Here is a 15,432-nt window from a genome sequence, read left to right as displayed (position 1 = left end):
CCGGACTCGCTCATCTGCCCACTCTCCACACCGCTTCGTCTCGACCGGCCGTCAGACGCCTACCGCGAGCGCCGACGGCTCCTCGTCGTATTTCCGTCGAACGTATGACAGGTCGTCCAGCAAACCGCTAGAAGTGATGCGCCGGGACCGTCCGCCGGCCACCAGGTGCCCCAACGGAAGCGATCCGACCTCACCCCATCGGAGCCACCCGTCGCCGTCGATGTAGCTGCGGCTCCTCCCCGCATTGTCCGGGTGCAGGCAGTAGGGAACATCCAGATATCCCTGCTTGAATGCCAGCAGCAGAGCCTGTCCGAGGTCGTTGTGCAGGTTCAACACGGCGTGCACCAGTGCCCGGGCCTCCTGGTACGTCTGGGAATTCGCCAGTTCCGTGGAACCGCCGACGCCCGGACGGACGACCCGCGTGCTGGTGTGCGCGTGCTCCAGCGCCTGCACGTTCTCCGCGATGGTGGGGATGCGCCGCGACTCGGCGACGGTCTTGACGATCACGCGCTCCGACCCGGTGGCCACCGCCAGCTCGGCGGCGGTCGACAGCAGGCGTTCGCACCCGTGGTCGGTCACCGGGTACATGCCCATGTACGTGTAGATCACCACATGCCAGTTGACGGTCGGCAACAACTCGGCGCACAGCGCGCGAAGCGCCTGCACCGCCTCGATGTCCTGGTCCAGGTTGGTCTGCTGGGCGTAGCTCACGGACACGCTGCGCAGGCCGTGGTGGCAGAAGAACAGGGCCTCCAGCACGCTGATCGCGACCAGCATGCTCGGCGGGCACAGCTGCCCCATCATGCAGCCGCCGAACGTCTCCAGGTGCGGCTCGATGCCACGGTCCTGGAGCTGGGTGAACATCTCGCAGCACTGCGACCAGTTGCGCACCGAGTCCTGAAGCGGCACACGGCCGTAGGGCAGGCAGTAGGAGACCGGGCCGCCCTCGGTGGCGTTCAGGTTGAGCTTGACCATGGAGGCGAAGATGTTGAGCGGCGTGGCCGAACCGTGCCGCACCTGCACCGGGAACTCGTCGTCGCGGACGCCGTCCAGCACCCAGTTCGTGGTCTCGGTGGAATGGTTGACGATCGGGTAACCGTTGAGCGCCAGGCCCTCCCGCAGCGCGGTGTCCGCGGCCTCGTGGTCGCCGACGCGGGTGTAGCTGTCCAGGGTGAGCGTGCCGACCGTGGTGGCGTCGGCGTTCTTGGTGGCGATGAGCCCCTCTCGCATGCGGCTCGGGTCGCTGAACCCCATCCTCGGCTGGGCCACGATCGAGCCGCGGCCGCCGCGCGCCCGGACGAACTCCCCGAAGTCCACGGGGTTCTTGTCGCCGGAGCCGGTCGTCGAGGTGGGCAGGCAGGCGTTCACACCGCCACCCTGGTCCGGGCCGGTAGCGGGGTCGCCGCCGAGGGCAGAGCTGCCATGAAGTCGTAGAACGGGACGATCGTCTTGGCGCCGTCCTCGAATACCGCGTCGAACCCTGCCGACACCAGCCGGGCCGCGCTACCCTCGTCGAGTTCCCCGGCCACGCCGAGCTTGCCGCCGATCACGACCGGCGTGGCGACGAGTTCCGGGCTGCTGCGGACGGCGTCGATCAGGCGCATGCCGTCCTGGTAGCCGTGCCCGTTGACGGATGAGATGACCACCAGCGCCGGCTGGTGCTGCTCGCACTCGGCCACCAGCAGCTCGGCGGGCACGCACGGGCCAAGGTTGACCACGTCGTAGCCGAGCTCCTCGATCATCAGCTGCAGGAAGACCAGGTTCCAGGTGTGGGCGTCGGAGGCGACGCCGCTGACCACGACGGTGCCGCGGCTGGCGGTGACCGTGCTGTTGTCGTCGAAGATCTGGATGCTCATCGGGCCACCGCCTGGTTGGAGTACACACGGCTGTGGTCCAGCCGGGAAACGGACACGATCTCGTCGCCGCGCACCACGACCTCGGTGGGCGAGGGGCGGCCGAGGAACATCAGCAGGCTCGCGGTCGGGCCGTAGGCGCCGACGTTGGGGATCCGGACCACGTCGCCGGGGGCCAGGTCGGGGACCTTGACCGCGCGGCCGAACGTGTCGCCGGGGGTGCACAGCGGGCCGACCAGGCTCACCGTCTGGGTGGTCTCGGCGTCGGTGCCGACCTGCACGGGCAGCAGCCGGCCGAGCCCGGACATGCCGCCGAAGGTGTTGATGCCGGCGTCCAGGATGACGAACCTGCTGCCGCGGCTGACCTTCACGTTGGTCACGCCGGCCAGCAGCGTGCCGCTGGCGCCGATCAGGTAGCGGCCGGACTCGCAGGCCAGCTGCGGGGTGCCCTGCCGCCACTCCGGGAAGTGCGTGTCCAGGGCCACTTCCAGCTCGTGGCGCAGCTTCGGGTACGACGCGCGGCCGCCGGGAATGCCGTAGGGGATGGAGAATCCGCCGCCGATGTCCAGGTAGCGCAGCGGCAGGTCCAGCTGCTCGGCCAGCGCCGCGGCGCCGGCGATGGTGTTCTGGAACTCGCCGACCAGCGCCTCCTCGTCGGCGGTGTTGGACAACGGGAACAGGTGCATGCCCGCGATGGTCACCCCGTCCACGCGGCGCAACTGCGGCAGCTCCTCGGGCAGGAGTTCGGCGTCGAATCCGAACTGCGAGGGCGTGCCGGTCATCCGGATGCCGCTGCCGGCGCTGGCCGTGGCCAGGTTGACGCGCAGCAGCACCTCGGCGGTGATGCCCAGCTCGGTGGCGATCGTGCCGACGTGCTGGACGTCGGTGACGGAGTCGGTGGAGAACATCCGCACGCCCAGGCTCATCGCCTCGCGCAGCTCGCCGAAGGTCTTGCCGGGGCCGGTGTACAGGCAGTCGCTGCCGGCGAAGCCGGCGGCCAGGGCGTTGGCCAGCTCGCCGGTGGAGCTGATCTCCGCCCGGCACTTGCGCCCCTCGCCGGACCGCAGCGCGGCCAGCAGGTCGGGATGGGGATTGGCCTTCAGGGCGTAGAACAGCTCGAACGGCTCGGGCAGCTGGTCGAACAGCTGCTTGCGGGCGGCCTCGACCTCGTCGAGGTCGTAGACGTACAGCGGCGTGCCGAACTCCGCGGCCAGGTCCTCGTAGCGGCTCATTTCGCACTCCCCTCCAGGAGGCTCACGAGCGCGGCCCGCGAGTTCTTGCCGTGCAGGGTCAACGGGAACTCCTCGAGCACCCGGCAGATCGACGGAATCTTCTGCGCCTCCAGGCGCTTGGACAGCTCGCGCAGCACGATCGCCGGCTGGAGGTCGGCCTCCACGAACAGGGCCAGGTCGTGGTCGGCGGTCGGCGCCAGCGCGGCGGCCGCCCGCACGCCGGGAATGTCCATGGCCGCCGCCTCGATCTCCAGCGTGCTCATGCGGATTCCCTTGCGCTTGAACATGTCGTCGCGCCGGCCCTCGAAGTACAGGTAGCCGTCGGCGTCGACGGAGCCGTAGTCGCCGGTGTGCAGGCGGGTGCGGCCGGTGCGCGGATCGACGCGGAACGCCTTGGCGGTCACCTCGGGGTTGCGCCAGTAGCCGGGCATCACGTGCGGACCGTCGGCGACGATCTCACCGACCGTGCCCGCGGGCACCTCGTCGCCGTGCTCGTCGACGATGGCGACCCTGGTGCCGGGCAACGGAATCCCGGAGGAGCCCGGGCGCTCGGTGTCCTCGTCCGGCGGCATGACCGTGATGCGCTTGCACTCGGTCTGGCCGAACTGGCGGACCACCTTGACACCGGGGAAGTTCTCACGCAGGCCGTCGATGGTGGCCTGCGGCAGCGCGGCGCCGGTGTTGGTGAACATCCGGACCGGCGGCGGGACCTCGTTGTCCCGCGAGGCCAGGGACACGATCATGGACGCCAGCGACGGCACGATCGGCACGACGGTCGCGCCGGTCTCCCTCATGCGCCGCAGCAGGGCCAGATCGGACTCCTCGCCGGCCAGCACGATCTCGCACCGGCTGGCCGCCGTCATCAGCACCTTGTAGAGCCCGTAGTCCCAGGAGAGCGGGAACCGGCAGAAGACGATGTCGTCGCTGCGGTATCCCAGCGCGGTCACGAGGCCGCGGGTCGCGAACACGACCTGCGAGTGCGGGCACATCACCGCCTTCGGGGCGGAGGTGCTGCCGGAGGTGTAGATGAGCACGGCCAGGTCGGTCGGCTCGACCACGTGGGCGATCGGCGCGGCGTCCTGCTCCTGGACGTCCGACCAGATCGCGTCGAAGTCGTGCACCGGAACGGTCGCGGTGACCTCCCGGACGGCCTCGACCGCCACACCCTTGCCGATGATCAGCCGCGGCTCCGAGTTGTCCAGCACGGACTTCATCAGGAACGGCTTCATCGCGGGGTTCAGCGGCACGAAGACCACGCCGGCGCGGGCGGCGCCGAAGAACATGGCGACCAGTTCCCGAGTGCTCGGGAGCTGGACCACGATCCGGTCGCCGTGGCCGACGCCGTGGGCGCGCAGCCAGTGCGCGAACCGGTGGCTGTGCTCGGCCAGCTGGCGGTAGGTCCAGTGGCCTTGAGAATCCCGGACGGCAACGTCGTCGGGGACCTCGGTCAGGGCGCCGTCGAGCAGCGAGTGAATGAGTTCACCCGGCGCGGCGGACGCCTCGCGGACAGTGTCGAGTGGCTTGAAAGTGGTATCCACGGTCGCTCTCCGTACGCTCGAAAAGAACGACGAGTGATTCAGTTCCGCGTGCGCCGAACCAAATCCTCACCACTCAAGAGTAAGATCTGTACGTACGTCCGTCATCCCCCCTACCGCCCCTATTGTGCGCCCCCGGCCCGGACCACGCGCGAATTCAGCAGGTCAGCGGCCGTCGCGGCGAGCCGCAGGCGGTCCACCTTGCGGTTGGAGTTGAGCGGGAACTCGTCGACGTGCTGATAGTGCTTGGGCACCATGCTCTGCGGCAGCCGGTCGCACAGCCGGCGGTTGAGCTCGGCCGGCGGCACCTTCTCCCCCGTGTAGAACACGACGAGCTCCAGGCCGCCGGGCGTCTCCCGGGTCACGGTGACCGCGTCGTCCACCCCGCTGGCCCGCACCGCGTTGTCGATCTCGGCCAGTTCCACGCGCAGCCCGTGGATCTGCACCTGCGAGTCCATCCGCCCCAGGTAGGCCATCTCGTTGGGGGCGACCCAGCGGACCCGGTCGCCGGTGCGGTACCAGGTCTGGCCGCCGTGCTCGAGGAACCGCCCCTTGTCGTCCTCGGGATCGAGGTAGCCGGGCGTCATCTGCGGGCCGGTGATGCAGAGCTCGCCCTCGTCCTCGACCGGCTCGCCGTCGGGATTGATGAGCAGGTGCACGTGGCCGGGGTTGAGGCCGCCGATCGGCACCACCCCGTTCACGGCCAGGTCCGCCGACTCCGCGTTCCAGCGGTGGGCGGTGATGGTGACGGTCAGCTCGGTCGGGCCGTACAGGTTCTCGAGGGTGGACCCTGGGGCCGCGGCCTGCCAGTCGGCGGCGTCCGCGCACTTCAGGGCCTCGCCGGCGAAGAAGCTCCAGCGCAGCGTGGGCATGCCGCCGGGGGTGAGCCCGCCCATGCGGCGGACCAGGCCGATCGCCGACGGCGTGGAGAACCAGACCGTCACGTTGTGGTCGGCGAAGAACGCCGGCATGTCGCGGTAGGCGTGCGGCGGGATGAAGCAGATCTCGGCGCCGGCGCCCCAGGCGCAGAACAGGTCGAACATCGCGCAGTCGAAGTTCAGGTCGAACGTCTGCGAGAAGACGTCGTCGGGGGTGAAGTCGAAGCGCTCGTCGAGGTAGGAGAAGTAGTGATGGGTGTTGCCGTGGGTGATCGGCACGCCCTTGGGCCGGCCGGTCGAGCCGCTCGTGAACAGCATGTACGCGGTGTCGGTCTCGGTCACCGCGTGCGGCCAGAGCAGGGCGTTCGCCGGATCGGGGTCACCGTTTAGGTCGAACACCGGCATGGTGTCGCCGCACAGCACGTCGTCCAGCACGGCCAGGCCGTACTCGTCGGCGAGCAGCGCGGTCACCCCGGCCAGGTCGATCATGGCGCGCAGCCGGGCGGCCGGGAAGCTGACGTTGAGCGGGACGACCGTGGCGCCGGAGTAGAGGGCCGCGAGCAGGCCCTGATAGGAGTCGGCGGACTTGCCGAACAGGACCCCGACCACCGCCGGCGGCCTCGGGCCACTTGCATGTAGGGCACCTGCCCACAGCAGCGCCTTCTCGTGGGCCTGCCGGTAGGTCACCACCTGGTCGCCGAACCGGATCGCGGCCCCGTCCGGCGAGCGGTCGAGGCCACGAAGGAATCGGGCGGACAACGATGAGTTCATTCTTCCTCCTCTATGACATGCATGTCACGGCGGTACTAGGGATTTCAAGGATCGTCCCGAAATTCGAGGGAAATCCCGCCCCCTGTTTGCGCCATGCTGGACAGGGGTAGCGACCGGGGGGTGTGCCGGTTTAGCTTCTCATAGAGCCGGACCAATTCGGCCGGGGGTAAAAAGATTGGAGTCACCCATGTGGGACGCGCGGTTCGAGGAAGTCCTGCGCCCGTACCTGCCATTCCTGCCGGCTGACGAGCCGCTGACGCCGGAGTCGAGCCTGCGCGACCTGGGGCTGGACTCGCTGGGCACCGTCGAACTGCTCGGCGCCCTCGAGCACGAGTTCGGCGTGCGCTTCGTCGACGACGCCCTGAGCCTGGAGACCTTCGCCAACGCCGGCGTGCTCTGGGCCGCCTTGGACAACCTGCTCAAGCAGGCTGCCTGACCCCTTCGGCAAGAGCGGGCATGTCCACGGTGGACATGCCCGCTCTTGCTGTGCGGACGGGGGGACCCTGCGGGTCCCCCCTTCTCCTCACGCCGCGGTGCGCTTGCGGGGAGCCAGCGCCAGCTTCGGGTCGCACGGGACGACCTGGAAGTTCTTGTTCGTGACCGCCACCCGGCCGAACAGGCTGTCCTGGCCGGCGACGTGCACCTTGGCCACACCCAGCCGCTTCAGCGTGGCCACGGCGTCGGGCCACCGGACCGTGTTGACGATGCCGTCCAGCAGCATGTCGCGGACCTGCTCGCCGGTGGTGAGGATCGCGCCGTCCTGGTCGTTGACGACCGGCAGCGTCGGGTCGCGGAACTCCAGCCGGTCGAACACCTCGGTCCGGATCTTCTCGCGCAGCGGCCCGAACGCGCTGACGTGCATCGGCGGATGCATGGTGTAGAGCGACATGCCGCCGCCCCGGCGCAGCTTCTGCTGGAACCACTCCAGGTTGTCCCGGCTCAGCGACACCATGTGGAAGTCGTGGTCGATGTGGCAGGACACGTCGTGCCAGTAGCCGAGCTCGTCCATCTCGGCGAACAGGGCCGCCAGCACGTCCTGCGGGGTCCGCACGAACGAGTGCGTGACGATGTCGGCGAACTCGGTTTCGAAGAACTCGTCGAGGCAGCGGGCGAACTCCGAGGTCATCCACACGGCGTCCGAGAAGGACAGTGCGCCGGAGTGGGCGGCCAGCGCCTTGCCGCCGAAGCTGGGGCCGACCACGACCTCCGGCTTCGCGCCCAGCTCACCCTGCGCCCACCGGGCCAGCGCGACGCAGTTGACCAGGAAGCTGACCTGGGCCGGCCGGCTGTAGTCGCCCTCGGTGTCGCGGAAGGCGTCCACCAGCGAGTGACCCAGCCGCTCGTCGGCCTCGGCGACCAGGCGGCGGGCGTAGGGGTTGATGACCATGAACTTGCCGACGTCGGCGAACCGGGACGGCCCCATGCCGGGGAAGACGACCGCCTCGGACGCGGTGAACTCGGTGACCATTGGCTTGTCTCCGCTACAGGCTGGACAGGTAGGTGTGCAGGACGTCGTCGAACCGCTCGGGCTCCTCGAGGTGCGGCACGTGGCTCGACTCCTCGAAGATCTCCCAGCGGTTGTCGGGGATCAGGTCGGCGAAGGGCTGGACGGTGGCCGGCGTGGCCTCGTCGTGCCGGCCCGAGATGATCAGCGTCGGCACCGCGATATCGGGCAGGACGTCGATGACGCCCCAGTCCTTGAGCGTGCCGATCACGTGGAACTCGCTGGGGCCGTTCATGGTGAAGTAGACGGTGGAGTCGTTGTAGATCTCGTACTGGGACGCCTGCATGTCGCGCGGCGCCGGCTTGATCCGGCAGACGTGCCGGTCGTAGAAGGCCTGCATGGTGTCGTAGTACTCGGGGCTGTCGGTGGTCCCGGCGGCCTCGTGCCGGCGCAGGATCTCGTCGACGCCGGGCGGCAGCTGGTCGCGCAGGACCTTCATCTCCTGGAGCCACAACGGGTAGGAGGCCGGCGAGTTGGCGATCACCAGGCCCTTGAGGCCCTTCGGCCTTCTCGCGGCGTGCATGGCGACGAGCAGGCCGCCCCAGGACTGGCCGAACGGCACGTAGTTGCCGTCGACGCCCAGCTGCTGCACCAGGTTCGTCAGCTCCGCCTCGAACAGCTCCGGCGTCCAGAAGTCCGGGCCCTTGCCGGGCAGGTGCGTGGAGCCGCCGTTGCCGAGCTGGTCGTAGTGCACGACCGGCCAGCCCCTGCCGGCCAGCTCGCTCATCCGCAGCAGGTAGTCGTGCGTGCTGCCGGGGCCGCCGTGCACGACGACCAGCACCGGCTTGCCGCAGCCGGGGTCGCCCGTCACCCGGTACCACGTCTTGTAATCGCCGAACTTCACGGTCCCCTTGGCGCTGGGGGCAAGCGACATCGTTCCACCACCTCGTCGATAGTCCTTGGCCGCCAACGCGTGCGGCGGCGCACCGCAGGTCGACGGTAGCGCCGCAGAAGGTGGGGAAACCCTTCGATCGAAGTCCCTACGCTCCCCCTTGCGGCCGCCCGCCGGCCGCTGTACATTTGTCTTATACGTAAGTACGTATTACTCCACTGGAGGATCCCCGTGTGGCACTACGAGCGCAGCATCGACGCCGACGCGACCCCCGCGGCGGTCTGGGCGCGCTACACCGACGTGGCCGGCTGGCCCGAGTGGAACGCCGGGATGGAGAAGATGACCATCGACGGCCCGTTCGCCAGCGGCTCCACCGGCGTGATCACCAACGCGCAGCAGGGACCGGCGGCGTTCACGCTCGTCGACGTCGTTGACGGCGTGAGCTTCACCCAGGAGACCAGGATCGACGAGAACGTGACGCTGCGGTCGCACTGCAAGGTCGTGGCCGGCCCCGGCGGCGGCTCGACGATCACCCACCGCACCGAGCTCGACGGCCCCGGCGGCGACCAGATGGGCGGCGCCATCGGCCAGTTCCTCAGCGCCGGCATCGACGAGGGCATCTTCGCCCTGGCCAAGCTCGCCGGCTGAGTTCGGACCCGCCGGTCGGGTCGGGCGGCACGTTCCCCGGCCCGGCCGGTGCCCACTTTTTCCTACGCCCCAAGCTATACAGCCGGTTCTGCGGGCCACTCCCCCGGGTCCCGCGCCGACCGGCCACCGGACGTCAACCCCTCCTCCCGACGACCGGTGATCCCCGCAACCCCTCCACCCCTGGGGTTGCCAACAGCCCCGGCGTGATGGTCACGCCGGGGCTGTTGTCGTGCCGTCCCCCGGTCTGCCGATCCCAGACCGGGGGAACAGCCGTCCTATCGGGAGAGCCAGTCGTTGACGGCCTGGGCCGTCGCCGCGGCGTGCTCCTCGACGATGGTGAAGTGGGTGGCGCCGGGCACGGTCACCACGGTGTGCGCGGGATCCCAGGCGACGGCGCGCCAGTCGTCGGTCGGGTCGTCGGGGTTCATGAAGGACTTGTCGGCCCGCAGGAACAGCACCGGCACGTCCATCGACCCGAGGTCGAAGCCCGGCAACAGGTCGATGTACGCGTTCATGCCGCTCAGCCTGGCGCTGTCGAACGTCCCGAACACGGTCTCCTTCTCCAGCAGCACAACGGCCAGCTGCTCGAAGACGTCCCGTTCCTCGCCCTCGCTGACGTGATAGCTGTCGACGAGCACGACCCCGTCCGGTCGAAGGCCCTGGCTGGCAAGGTGTTTCGCCGTCGCGTAGGCCAGCACGCCGCCGGAGGAGTAGCCGAGCAGCACGAACGGGTCGCCCTGCGCCGCCTGCGTGACGGCCTCGCCGAGCACGCTGACCGCCGCTTCCGCCGTGGTGGGAAGGCTTTCGCCGCGGGCGAAGCCCGGCACCGGCAGCGCGCTGACGTGCCGGCCGCCGCCGATGTTCGCGGCGACGCGGGCATGTTGGTGCGTGCCGCCGAGCGCCATCGGCGTGCTGACGCAGATCAGCCTCGGCGTGGTCTTGCCGTCCGCGAACACCACCGGCTTCGGCAGGTGATCGACGTCCGCGACGCCCGTGAACTTCGGCCGGATGTCCGCGACCGCCCGCAGCAGCGTCAGTCCCTTTTGGAGGTTGCCGGACAGCACCGACTCCCGGAAGAAGTCGCTCAGTGTCTCGTCCGCGTTGGTGTCGGTGCTCTGCGTGCTGCCGAGTTCGGCGCGCAGCCACCGTGCCAGCTCGGCCGGCGACTTGTTGTCGAAGACCACCATCGCCGGCAGGGTGAGCCCCGTCGCCGCGTTCAGGGCGTTGCGGAGTTCCATCGCCGTCAGCGAGTCGAACCCCGAGGCCAGGAAGTCCCGGTCCGGGTCGACGCTTTCCGGGCTGGGGTGGCCCAGCACGATCGCCGCGTTGGCCCGGATCAGTTCCCGCAGCACGGTTTCCTGGCCCGCCTCGTCCAGACCCGCCAGCTGCTTGCGCAGCGCCGACGGATCCGCGCCCTTGCCGGCGGCCTTGCGGGTGGTGCGGATCAGGCCGTGGAAGACCGGCGCCAGCCGGTCCGGGCCCGCCGCGTTCAGCGCCTTCACGTCGAGGCGGATCGGCGCCAGGTTCGGGTTTTCGCTGGTGTAGCAGGCGTCGAACAGCGCCAGGCCCTCGTCGGTGGTGAGGCCCAGCACGCCGGACTTCTGCATCCTGGACGTGTCGGCCTGGTCGCCCATGCCGTCGTCCCAGAGTCCCCACGCCAGCGACACCGCCGGCAGTCCTTCGCCGTGCCGAAGCTCCGCCAGCGCATCCAGGTAGGCGTTGGCCGCGGCGTAGTTGCCCTGACCCGGCGTGCCCAACGTGCCGGCAGCCGAGGAGAACAGCACAAACGCATCCAGGGCCAGGTCCTTGGTCAGCTCGTGCAGGTTCCATGCGGCGTCGGCCTTGGGGCGGAACACCTTGTCGAAACGGTCCGGTGTCAGGGCGGAGATCACGCCGTCGTCGAGGACGCCGGCCGCGTGGATCACGGCCTTGAGGTCGGGGGTGATCACCTTGGCCAACGACGCCTTGTCGGACACGTCGCAGGCGACGATCGTCGCTCCGAGCTCTTCCTGGAGCTCTTTGGCACCGGGGGCGTCCAGGCCGCGCCGGCTGGTCAGCACCAGGTCGGTCACGCCGTGATTGGCCACCAGGTGCCGAGCCAGCTTCGCACCGAGGCCGCCGGTGCCGCCGGTGATGAGCACCTTACCGGTAAAGGGATTTGTCGACTCCGGCACCGGCACGCGGGCGAGGCGGGCGGCAAGGATTTCGCCCCCGCGCACTCGGACCTGCGGCTCACCGGAACCGATGATCTCAGGCAGCCGGTCCAGCGAAGCCCCGGGCTCAAGATCGACAAGAACGACCGAGCCGGGGTTCTCCGACCAGGCAGAACGGACAAGACCGGAAACAGCGGAACCGGAAAGGCCACCCCGGCTCACCACGACCAGCTGCGATTCCTTCTGGAGCTCCGCCAGCGTCGCGTAAGTCGCCTCACGCACATCACCAGTCGGCTCGAACACCTCCCATCCGGCGACATCCGCCGGGCTCGCGGTGATCGGCGACCACGTCAGCCCGAACAGCGAGTCGTTGGCCCGCCGCGCAGTCGCCTGGTCCAGCGCGACCGGCCGCAGCATCAGCGAGTCCACCGACACGACGCTGCCGCCGGCCGGGTCGACGGCGTGCAGCGCGACGACGCCCTCACCGGTGGGTCGGACGTGCACCCGCAGCGCCGAAGCGCCGGTGGCGTGCAGGGAAACACCGGCCCAGGAGAACGGCAGCGCCGGTTGGTCGCCGGTGACGCCGGTCAGGCTGATCGCGTGCAGCGCGGCATCGAGCAGCGCCGGATGCACGCCGTAGCCGTCGATCTCCACGCCCTCGGGCAGCGCGATCTCGGCGAATACCTCGTCGCCACGCTTGAACGCTGTCTGCAACCCCTGGAACACCGGGCCGTACGCCAGGCCGGCGTCGGCGAGCACGTCGTAGTAGCCGGTCAGGTCGACCGCCTCGGCAGTGGCGGGCGGCCATTCCACGGTCCCCGCCCGAGCTCCGCTGCCGAGGCGGCCGGTCGCGTGCCGCGTCCACGTCTCGTCCTCGTCGGCACGCGAGAAGACGCCGATCTGCCGGTCGTCGCCGACCCGCACCTGCACCGCCACGCCGCCACGCTCCGGCAGCACGAGCGGCGCCTCCAGCGTCAACTCCTCGACGGTGTCGCAGCCGACGAACTCGCCGGCGCGCAGCGCCAGTTCCACGAACCCGGTGCCCGGGAAGAAGATCGAGCCACCGACGACGTGATCGGCCAGCCACGGCAGGGTGCTCGGCGAGAGGCGGCCGGTGAGCACGAGACCGTCGCCGTCCGGGGCGGTCAGCACCGCGCCGAGCAGCGGGTGGCCTGCGGACTCGAGCCCGGCCGACACCACGTCGCCCGCGCCGCCGCCCAGCCACGAGTTGGCCAGATAGTCCTGCGCGCTCAGCCAGAACGCCTGGTGCTGGAACGCGTAGGTCGGCAGATCGACCCGCCGCGCCTCGCGCCCCTCGAAGAACCGGTGCCAGTCGACGGCAACGCCGTGGGCAAACGCTTGCGCCAGGCCGGAAACCAGCTCGCGCTCCTGCGGCTTGTCCCGACGCTGGGTGGCGACGAACGCGCCCTCGTCCACGCAGGCCTGGGCCATGCCGGTCAGCACGCCGTCCGGCCCGACCTCGACGAACCTGGTGACGCCCTTGCTGGACAGCGTCTTGACGGCGTCGGCGAAGCGTACGGCGGCCCGGACGTGGTCGACCCAGTAGTCGACGGTGTCGACCGCTCCGCCGCCGGCCGAGGTCGTCACCATCGGGATGGTCGGCTCGGCGAACTCGATGGCCTCGACGACCTTGCGGAACTCGTCGAGCATCGGTTCCATCAGCGGCGAGTGGAACGCGTGCGAGACCTTGAGCCGCGTGGTCTTGCGGCCCTTCGCCTCGAAGTCGGCCTTGATCTCGAGCACGGCCTCTTCGACGCCGGAGATCACCACCGACTGCGGACCGTTCACCGCAGCGATGCCCACGCCGTCGACCAGGGTGACCTCGTCCTCGGTGGCCAGGATGGCCACCATCGCGCCGCCGGCCGGCAGGGCCTGCATCAGCTTGCCGCGGGCGGCCACCAGCTTCCGGGCGTCCTCCAGGGAGAACACGCCGGCGACGTGCGCCGCGGCGATCTCGCCGACCGAGTGCCCGGCGACGAAGTTCGGCTTCACGCCCCAGGATTCCAGCAGCCGGTACAGGGCCACCTCGAACGCGAACAGTGCGGGCTGCGCGAATTCCGTACGGTTCAAGGCGTCCTGATCGTCGCCCCACACCACGGACGCCATCGAGTGGTCGACGGCCGCGTCCCACGCCTCGGCGAACACCGGAAACGCCTCGTACAGGTCGCCGCCCATGCCGACGCGCTGCGCGCCCTGTCCCGTGAACAGGAACGCCGTCGAACCGGCGCCCTTGGCCAGGCCACGCGACGTCGAAACGCCATCGGCCAACGCCTGCGCGCCCCGCCGCAGCTCCTCCAAGTCGGTGCCGACAATCACGCCGCGGTGCTCGAACATTGCCCTGCTCGTGGCCAGCGAGTAGGCGATATCCAGCGGCTGACCGTCCACCGAGGACAGCCTCGAAGCCTGCGCGTCGAGACCTTCCGGCGTCTTCGCGGACAGGATCCACGGCACCGGTCGGTCTATCACCGTGCGTTCGGCGACCTCCTCCTCAGGGGCCTCCTCGATGATCACGTGCGCGTTGGTGCCGGAGATGCCGAACGACGAGATCCCCGCCCGGCGCGGGCGATCCGCCGCCGGCCAGGCGCGGGTCTCGGTCAGCAGCTCGATGTTGCCGGCGCTCCAGTCCACCTGCGGCGTCGGCACGTCCACGTGCAGGGTCTTCGGCATGGTCCGGTTGCGGATGGCCATGACGACCTTGATGATGCCCGCGACGCCGGCGGCCGCCTGGGCGTGGCCCATGTTCGACTTGATCGACCCCAGCCACAGGGGCTCAGTTCGGTCCTGGCCGTAGGTCGCCAGAAGTGCCTGCGCCTCAATGGGATCGCCCAGGGTGGTGCCGGTGCCGTGCGCCTCCACCATGTCGACCTGGTCGGCCGACACCTGCGCCGCCGCCAGCGCGGCCTTGATCACCCGGCGCTGCGACGGGCCGTTGGGCGCGGTCAGGCCGTTCGACGCGCCGTCCTGGTTGATCGCGCTGCCGCGGACGATCGCCAGCACCTCGTGTCCGTTGCGACGGGCGTCGGAAAGCCGCTCCACCACGAGCATGCCGACGCCCTCGCCCCAGCCGGTGCCGTCCGTCGCGCCGGCGAAGGACTTGCACCGGCCGTCCCTGGACAGGCCGCGTTGCTTGCTGAACTCGACGAACGTCTCCGGCGTCGCCATCACGGCCACGCCGCCGACCAGCGCCAGCGAGCAGTCGCCGGCCCTCAGAGCCTGAACCGCCCAGTGCAGAGCAACCAGCGACGACGAGCAGGCGGTGTCGATCGTCACCGCCGGCCCCTCGAAGCCGAACGTGTAGGAGACGCGGCCGGAGGCGATCGCGCCGGTGGAGTTGTTGGCGGCGTAGTCGTGATACATCATGCCGGCGAAGACGCCGGTGCTGCTGCCCTTCAGCGTCGTCGGGTCGATGCCCGCCCGCTCCAACGCCTCCCAGGTCGCCTCCAGCAGCAGGCGCTGCTGCGGGTCCATGACCAGGGCCTCGCGCGGCGAGATGCCGAAGAACGCCGGGTCGAAGTCGGCCGCCCGGTGCAGGAAGCCGCCCTGGTCGGTGTACGTGGTGCCGGGGCGCTCGCCGGTCGGGTCGTAGAGCCGGTCGGTGTCCCAGCCGCGGTCGGTCGGGAACGACGTCACCGCGTCCACGCCGTCCGCGACCAGCCGCCACAGCTCCTCCGGCGAACAAACCCCACCGGGGTATCGGCAGGACATGCCGACGATGGCGATCGGCTCGCGCAGGGTCGCCGTCAGCCTGCGGTTCTGCACCCGCAGCCGCTCGGTCTCCTTCAGCGACGCCCGCAGCGCGTCGACCAGCTTCTTGTCGGATTCGGCCATCGCAGTCTCACGCTTCCCGCGTCGAGTCGGCGTGGTGCACGCCGACCATCTTCGTGTCGGGCCCGGCCATCCGCCTCACGCCTCCCGCACCGCGCTGCTTCCCCTCGGACTCCGCCATCCGCCTCATGCCTCCCGCATCGCGTCGTCCAGGTCCACGGCGACCGCCCTCTCCCGCCC

At 69.9% G+C, this 15,432-nt stretch carries 9 protein-coding genes and 1 pseudogene; 2 read left to right on the top strand and 8 right to left on the bottom strand.

The window, feature by feature from the left end; translation table 11 throughout:
* Positions 1-51: 51 nt before the first annotated feature.
* The 5 genes from BCF44_RS05880 to BCF44_RS05860 all read right to left on the bottom strand — a co-directional run bounded on the left by BCF44_RS05880 (position 52) and on the right by BCF44_RS05860 (position 6,269).
* A complete protein-coding gene (locus BCF44_RS05880; protein ID WP_246014865.1) occupies positions 52-1,368 on the bottom strand; it encodes a methylaspartate mutase in 1,317 nt (438 codons plus the stop codon).
* Complete coding sequence (locus BCF44_RS05875) at positions 1,365-1,856, bottom strand: cobalamin B12-binding domain-containing protein (RefSeq protein WP_116173085.1); 492 nt, start codon at positions 1,854-1,856, stop codon at positions 1,365-1,367. The genes BCF44_RS05880 and BCF44_RS05875 overlap by 4 nt, the downstream gene beginning before the upstream one ends.
* The gene (locus tag BCF44_RS05870) at positions 1,853-3,085 is read right to left on the bottom strand and encodes a type III PLP-dependent enzyme domain-containing protein (protein WP_116173084.1); all 1,233 of its coding nucleotides are present in this window, start codon (positions 3,083-3,085) and stop codon (positions 1,853-1,855) included. The genes BCF44_RS05875 and BCF44_RS05870 overlap by 4 nt, the downstream gene beginning before the upstream one ends.
* Positions 3,082-4,623 (bottom strand): AMP-binding protein, encoded by a 1,542-nt coding sequence (locus BCF44_RS05865; RefSeq protein WP_211352903.1) that lies wholly within the window; start codon positions 4,621-4,623, stop codon positions 3,082-3,084. Before BCF44_RS05865 ends, BCF44_RS05870 begins: the two co-directional genes overlap by 4 nt.
* A 119-nt stretch (positions 4,624-4,742) precedes the next feature.
* On the bottom strand, positions 4,743-6,269 hold the full coding sequence (locus BCF44_RS05860) for an AMP-binding protein (protein WP_116173083.1): 1,527 nt from the start codon (positions 6,267-6,269) through the stop codon (positions 4,743-4,745).
* Between the two features lie 187 nt (positions 6,270-6,456).
* Between BCF44_RS05860 and BCF44_RS05855 the strand changes: the two genes are divergently transcribed.
* Positions 6,457-6,705, top strand: coding sequence for an acyl carrier protein (locus BCF44_RS05855; RefSeq protein ID WP_116173082.1), 249 nt, complete (start codon positions 6,457-6,459; stop codon positions 6,703-6,705).
* 87 nt (positions 6,706-6,792) lie between these two features.
* Here the strand turns inward: BCF44_RS05855 and BCF44_RS05850 are convergent, their stop codons facing one another.
* Both BCF44_RS05850 and BCF44_RS05845 read right to left on the bottom strand, forming a co-directional pair.
* Positions 6,793-7,737 carry an ACP S-malonyltransferase gene (locus BCF44_RS05850; protein WP_116173081.1) on the bottom strand — a complete coding sequence of 315 codons (945 nt, stop codon included), beginning with the start codon at positions 7,735-7,737 and terminating at the stop codon, positions 6,793-6,795.
* A gap of 13 nt (positions 7,738-7,750) precedes the next feature.
* Positions 7,751-8,647, bottom strand: coding sequence for a proline iminopeptidase-family hydrolase (locus tag BCF44_RS05845; RefSeq protein ID WP_116173080.1), 897 nt, complete (start codon positions 8,645-8,647; stop codon positions 7,751-7,753).
* Between the two features lie 189 nt (positions 8,648-8,836).
* On the opposite strand from BCF44_RS05845, the gene BCF44_RS05840 reads away from it, so the two are divergent.
* On the top strand, positions 8,837-9,253 hold the full coding sequence (locus BCF44_RS05840) for an SRPBCC family protein (protein ID WP_170217358.1): 417 nt from the start codon (positions 8,837-8,839) through the stop codon (positions 9,251-9,253).
* A 275-nt stretch (positions 9,254-9,528) separates the two neighbouring features.
* Here the strand turns inward: BCF44_RS05840 and BCF44_RS05835 are convergent.
* Positions 9,529-15,210: pseudogene (locus tag BCF44_RS05835) on the bottom strand (type I polyketide synthase); the annotation flags it as partial.
* Between the last annotated feature and the right edge of the window lie 222 nt (positions 15,211-15,432).

This window comes from Kutzneria buriramensis, assembly GCF_003387475.1.
In the GTDB taxonomy this organism is placed as follows: Bacteria; Actinomycetota; Actinomycetes; order Mycobacteriales; family Pseudonocardiaceae; genus Kutzneria; species Kutzneria buriramensis.
Note: the sequence above shows the minus strand (reverse complement) of the source record. Positions and strands in the feature narration are given on the sequence as shown.

Bases quoted from the DNA above. Each gene is read 5' to 3' on its own strand.
- BCF44_RS05875 (WP_116173085.1), bottom strand. From the start codon at position 1,856: ATGAGCATCCAGATCTTCGACGACAACAGCACGGTCACCGCCAGCCGC.
- BCF44_RS05870 (WP_116173084.1), bottom strand. From the start codon at position 3,085: ATGAGCCGCTACGAGGACCTGGCCGCGGAGTTCGGCACGCCGCTGTAC.
- BCF44_RS05860 (WP_116173083.1), bottom strand. From the start codon at position 6,269: ATGAACTCATCGTTGTCCGCCCGATTCCTTCGTGGCCTCGACCGCTCG.
- BCF44_RS05855 (WP_116173082.1), top strand. From the start codon at position 6,457: ATGTGGGACGCGCGGTTCGAGGAAGTCCTGCGCCCGTACCTGCCATTC.
- BCF44_RS05850 (WP_116173081.1), bottom strand. From the start codon at position 7,737: ATGGTCACCGAGTTCACCGCGTCCGAGGCGGTCGTCTTCCCCGGCATG.
- BCF44_RS05845 (WP_116173080.1), bottom strand. From the start codon at position 8,647: ATGTCGCTTGCCCCCAGCGCCAAGGGGACCGTGAAGTTCGGCGATTAC.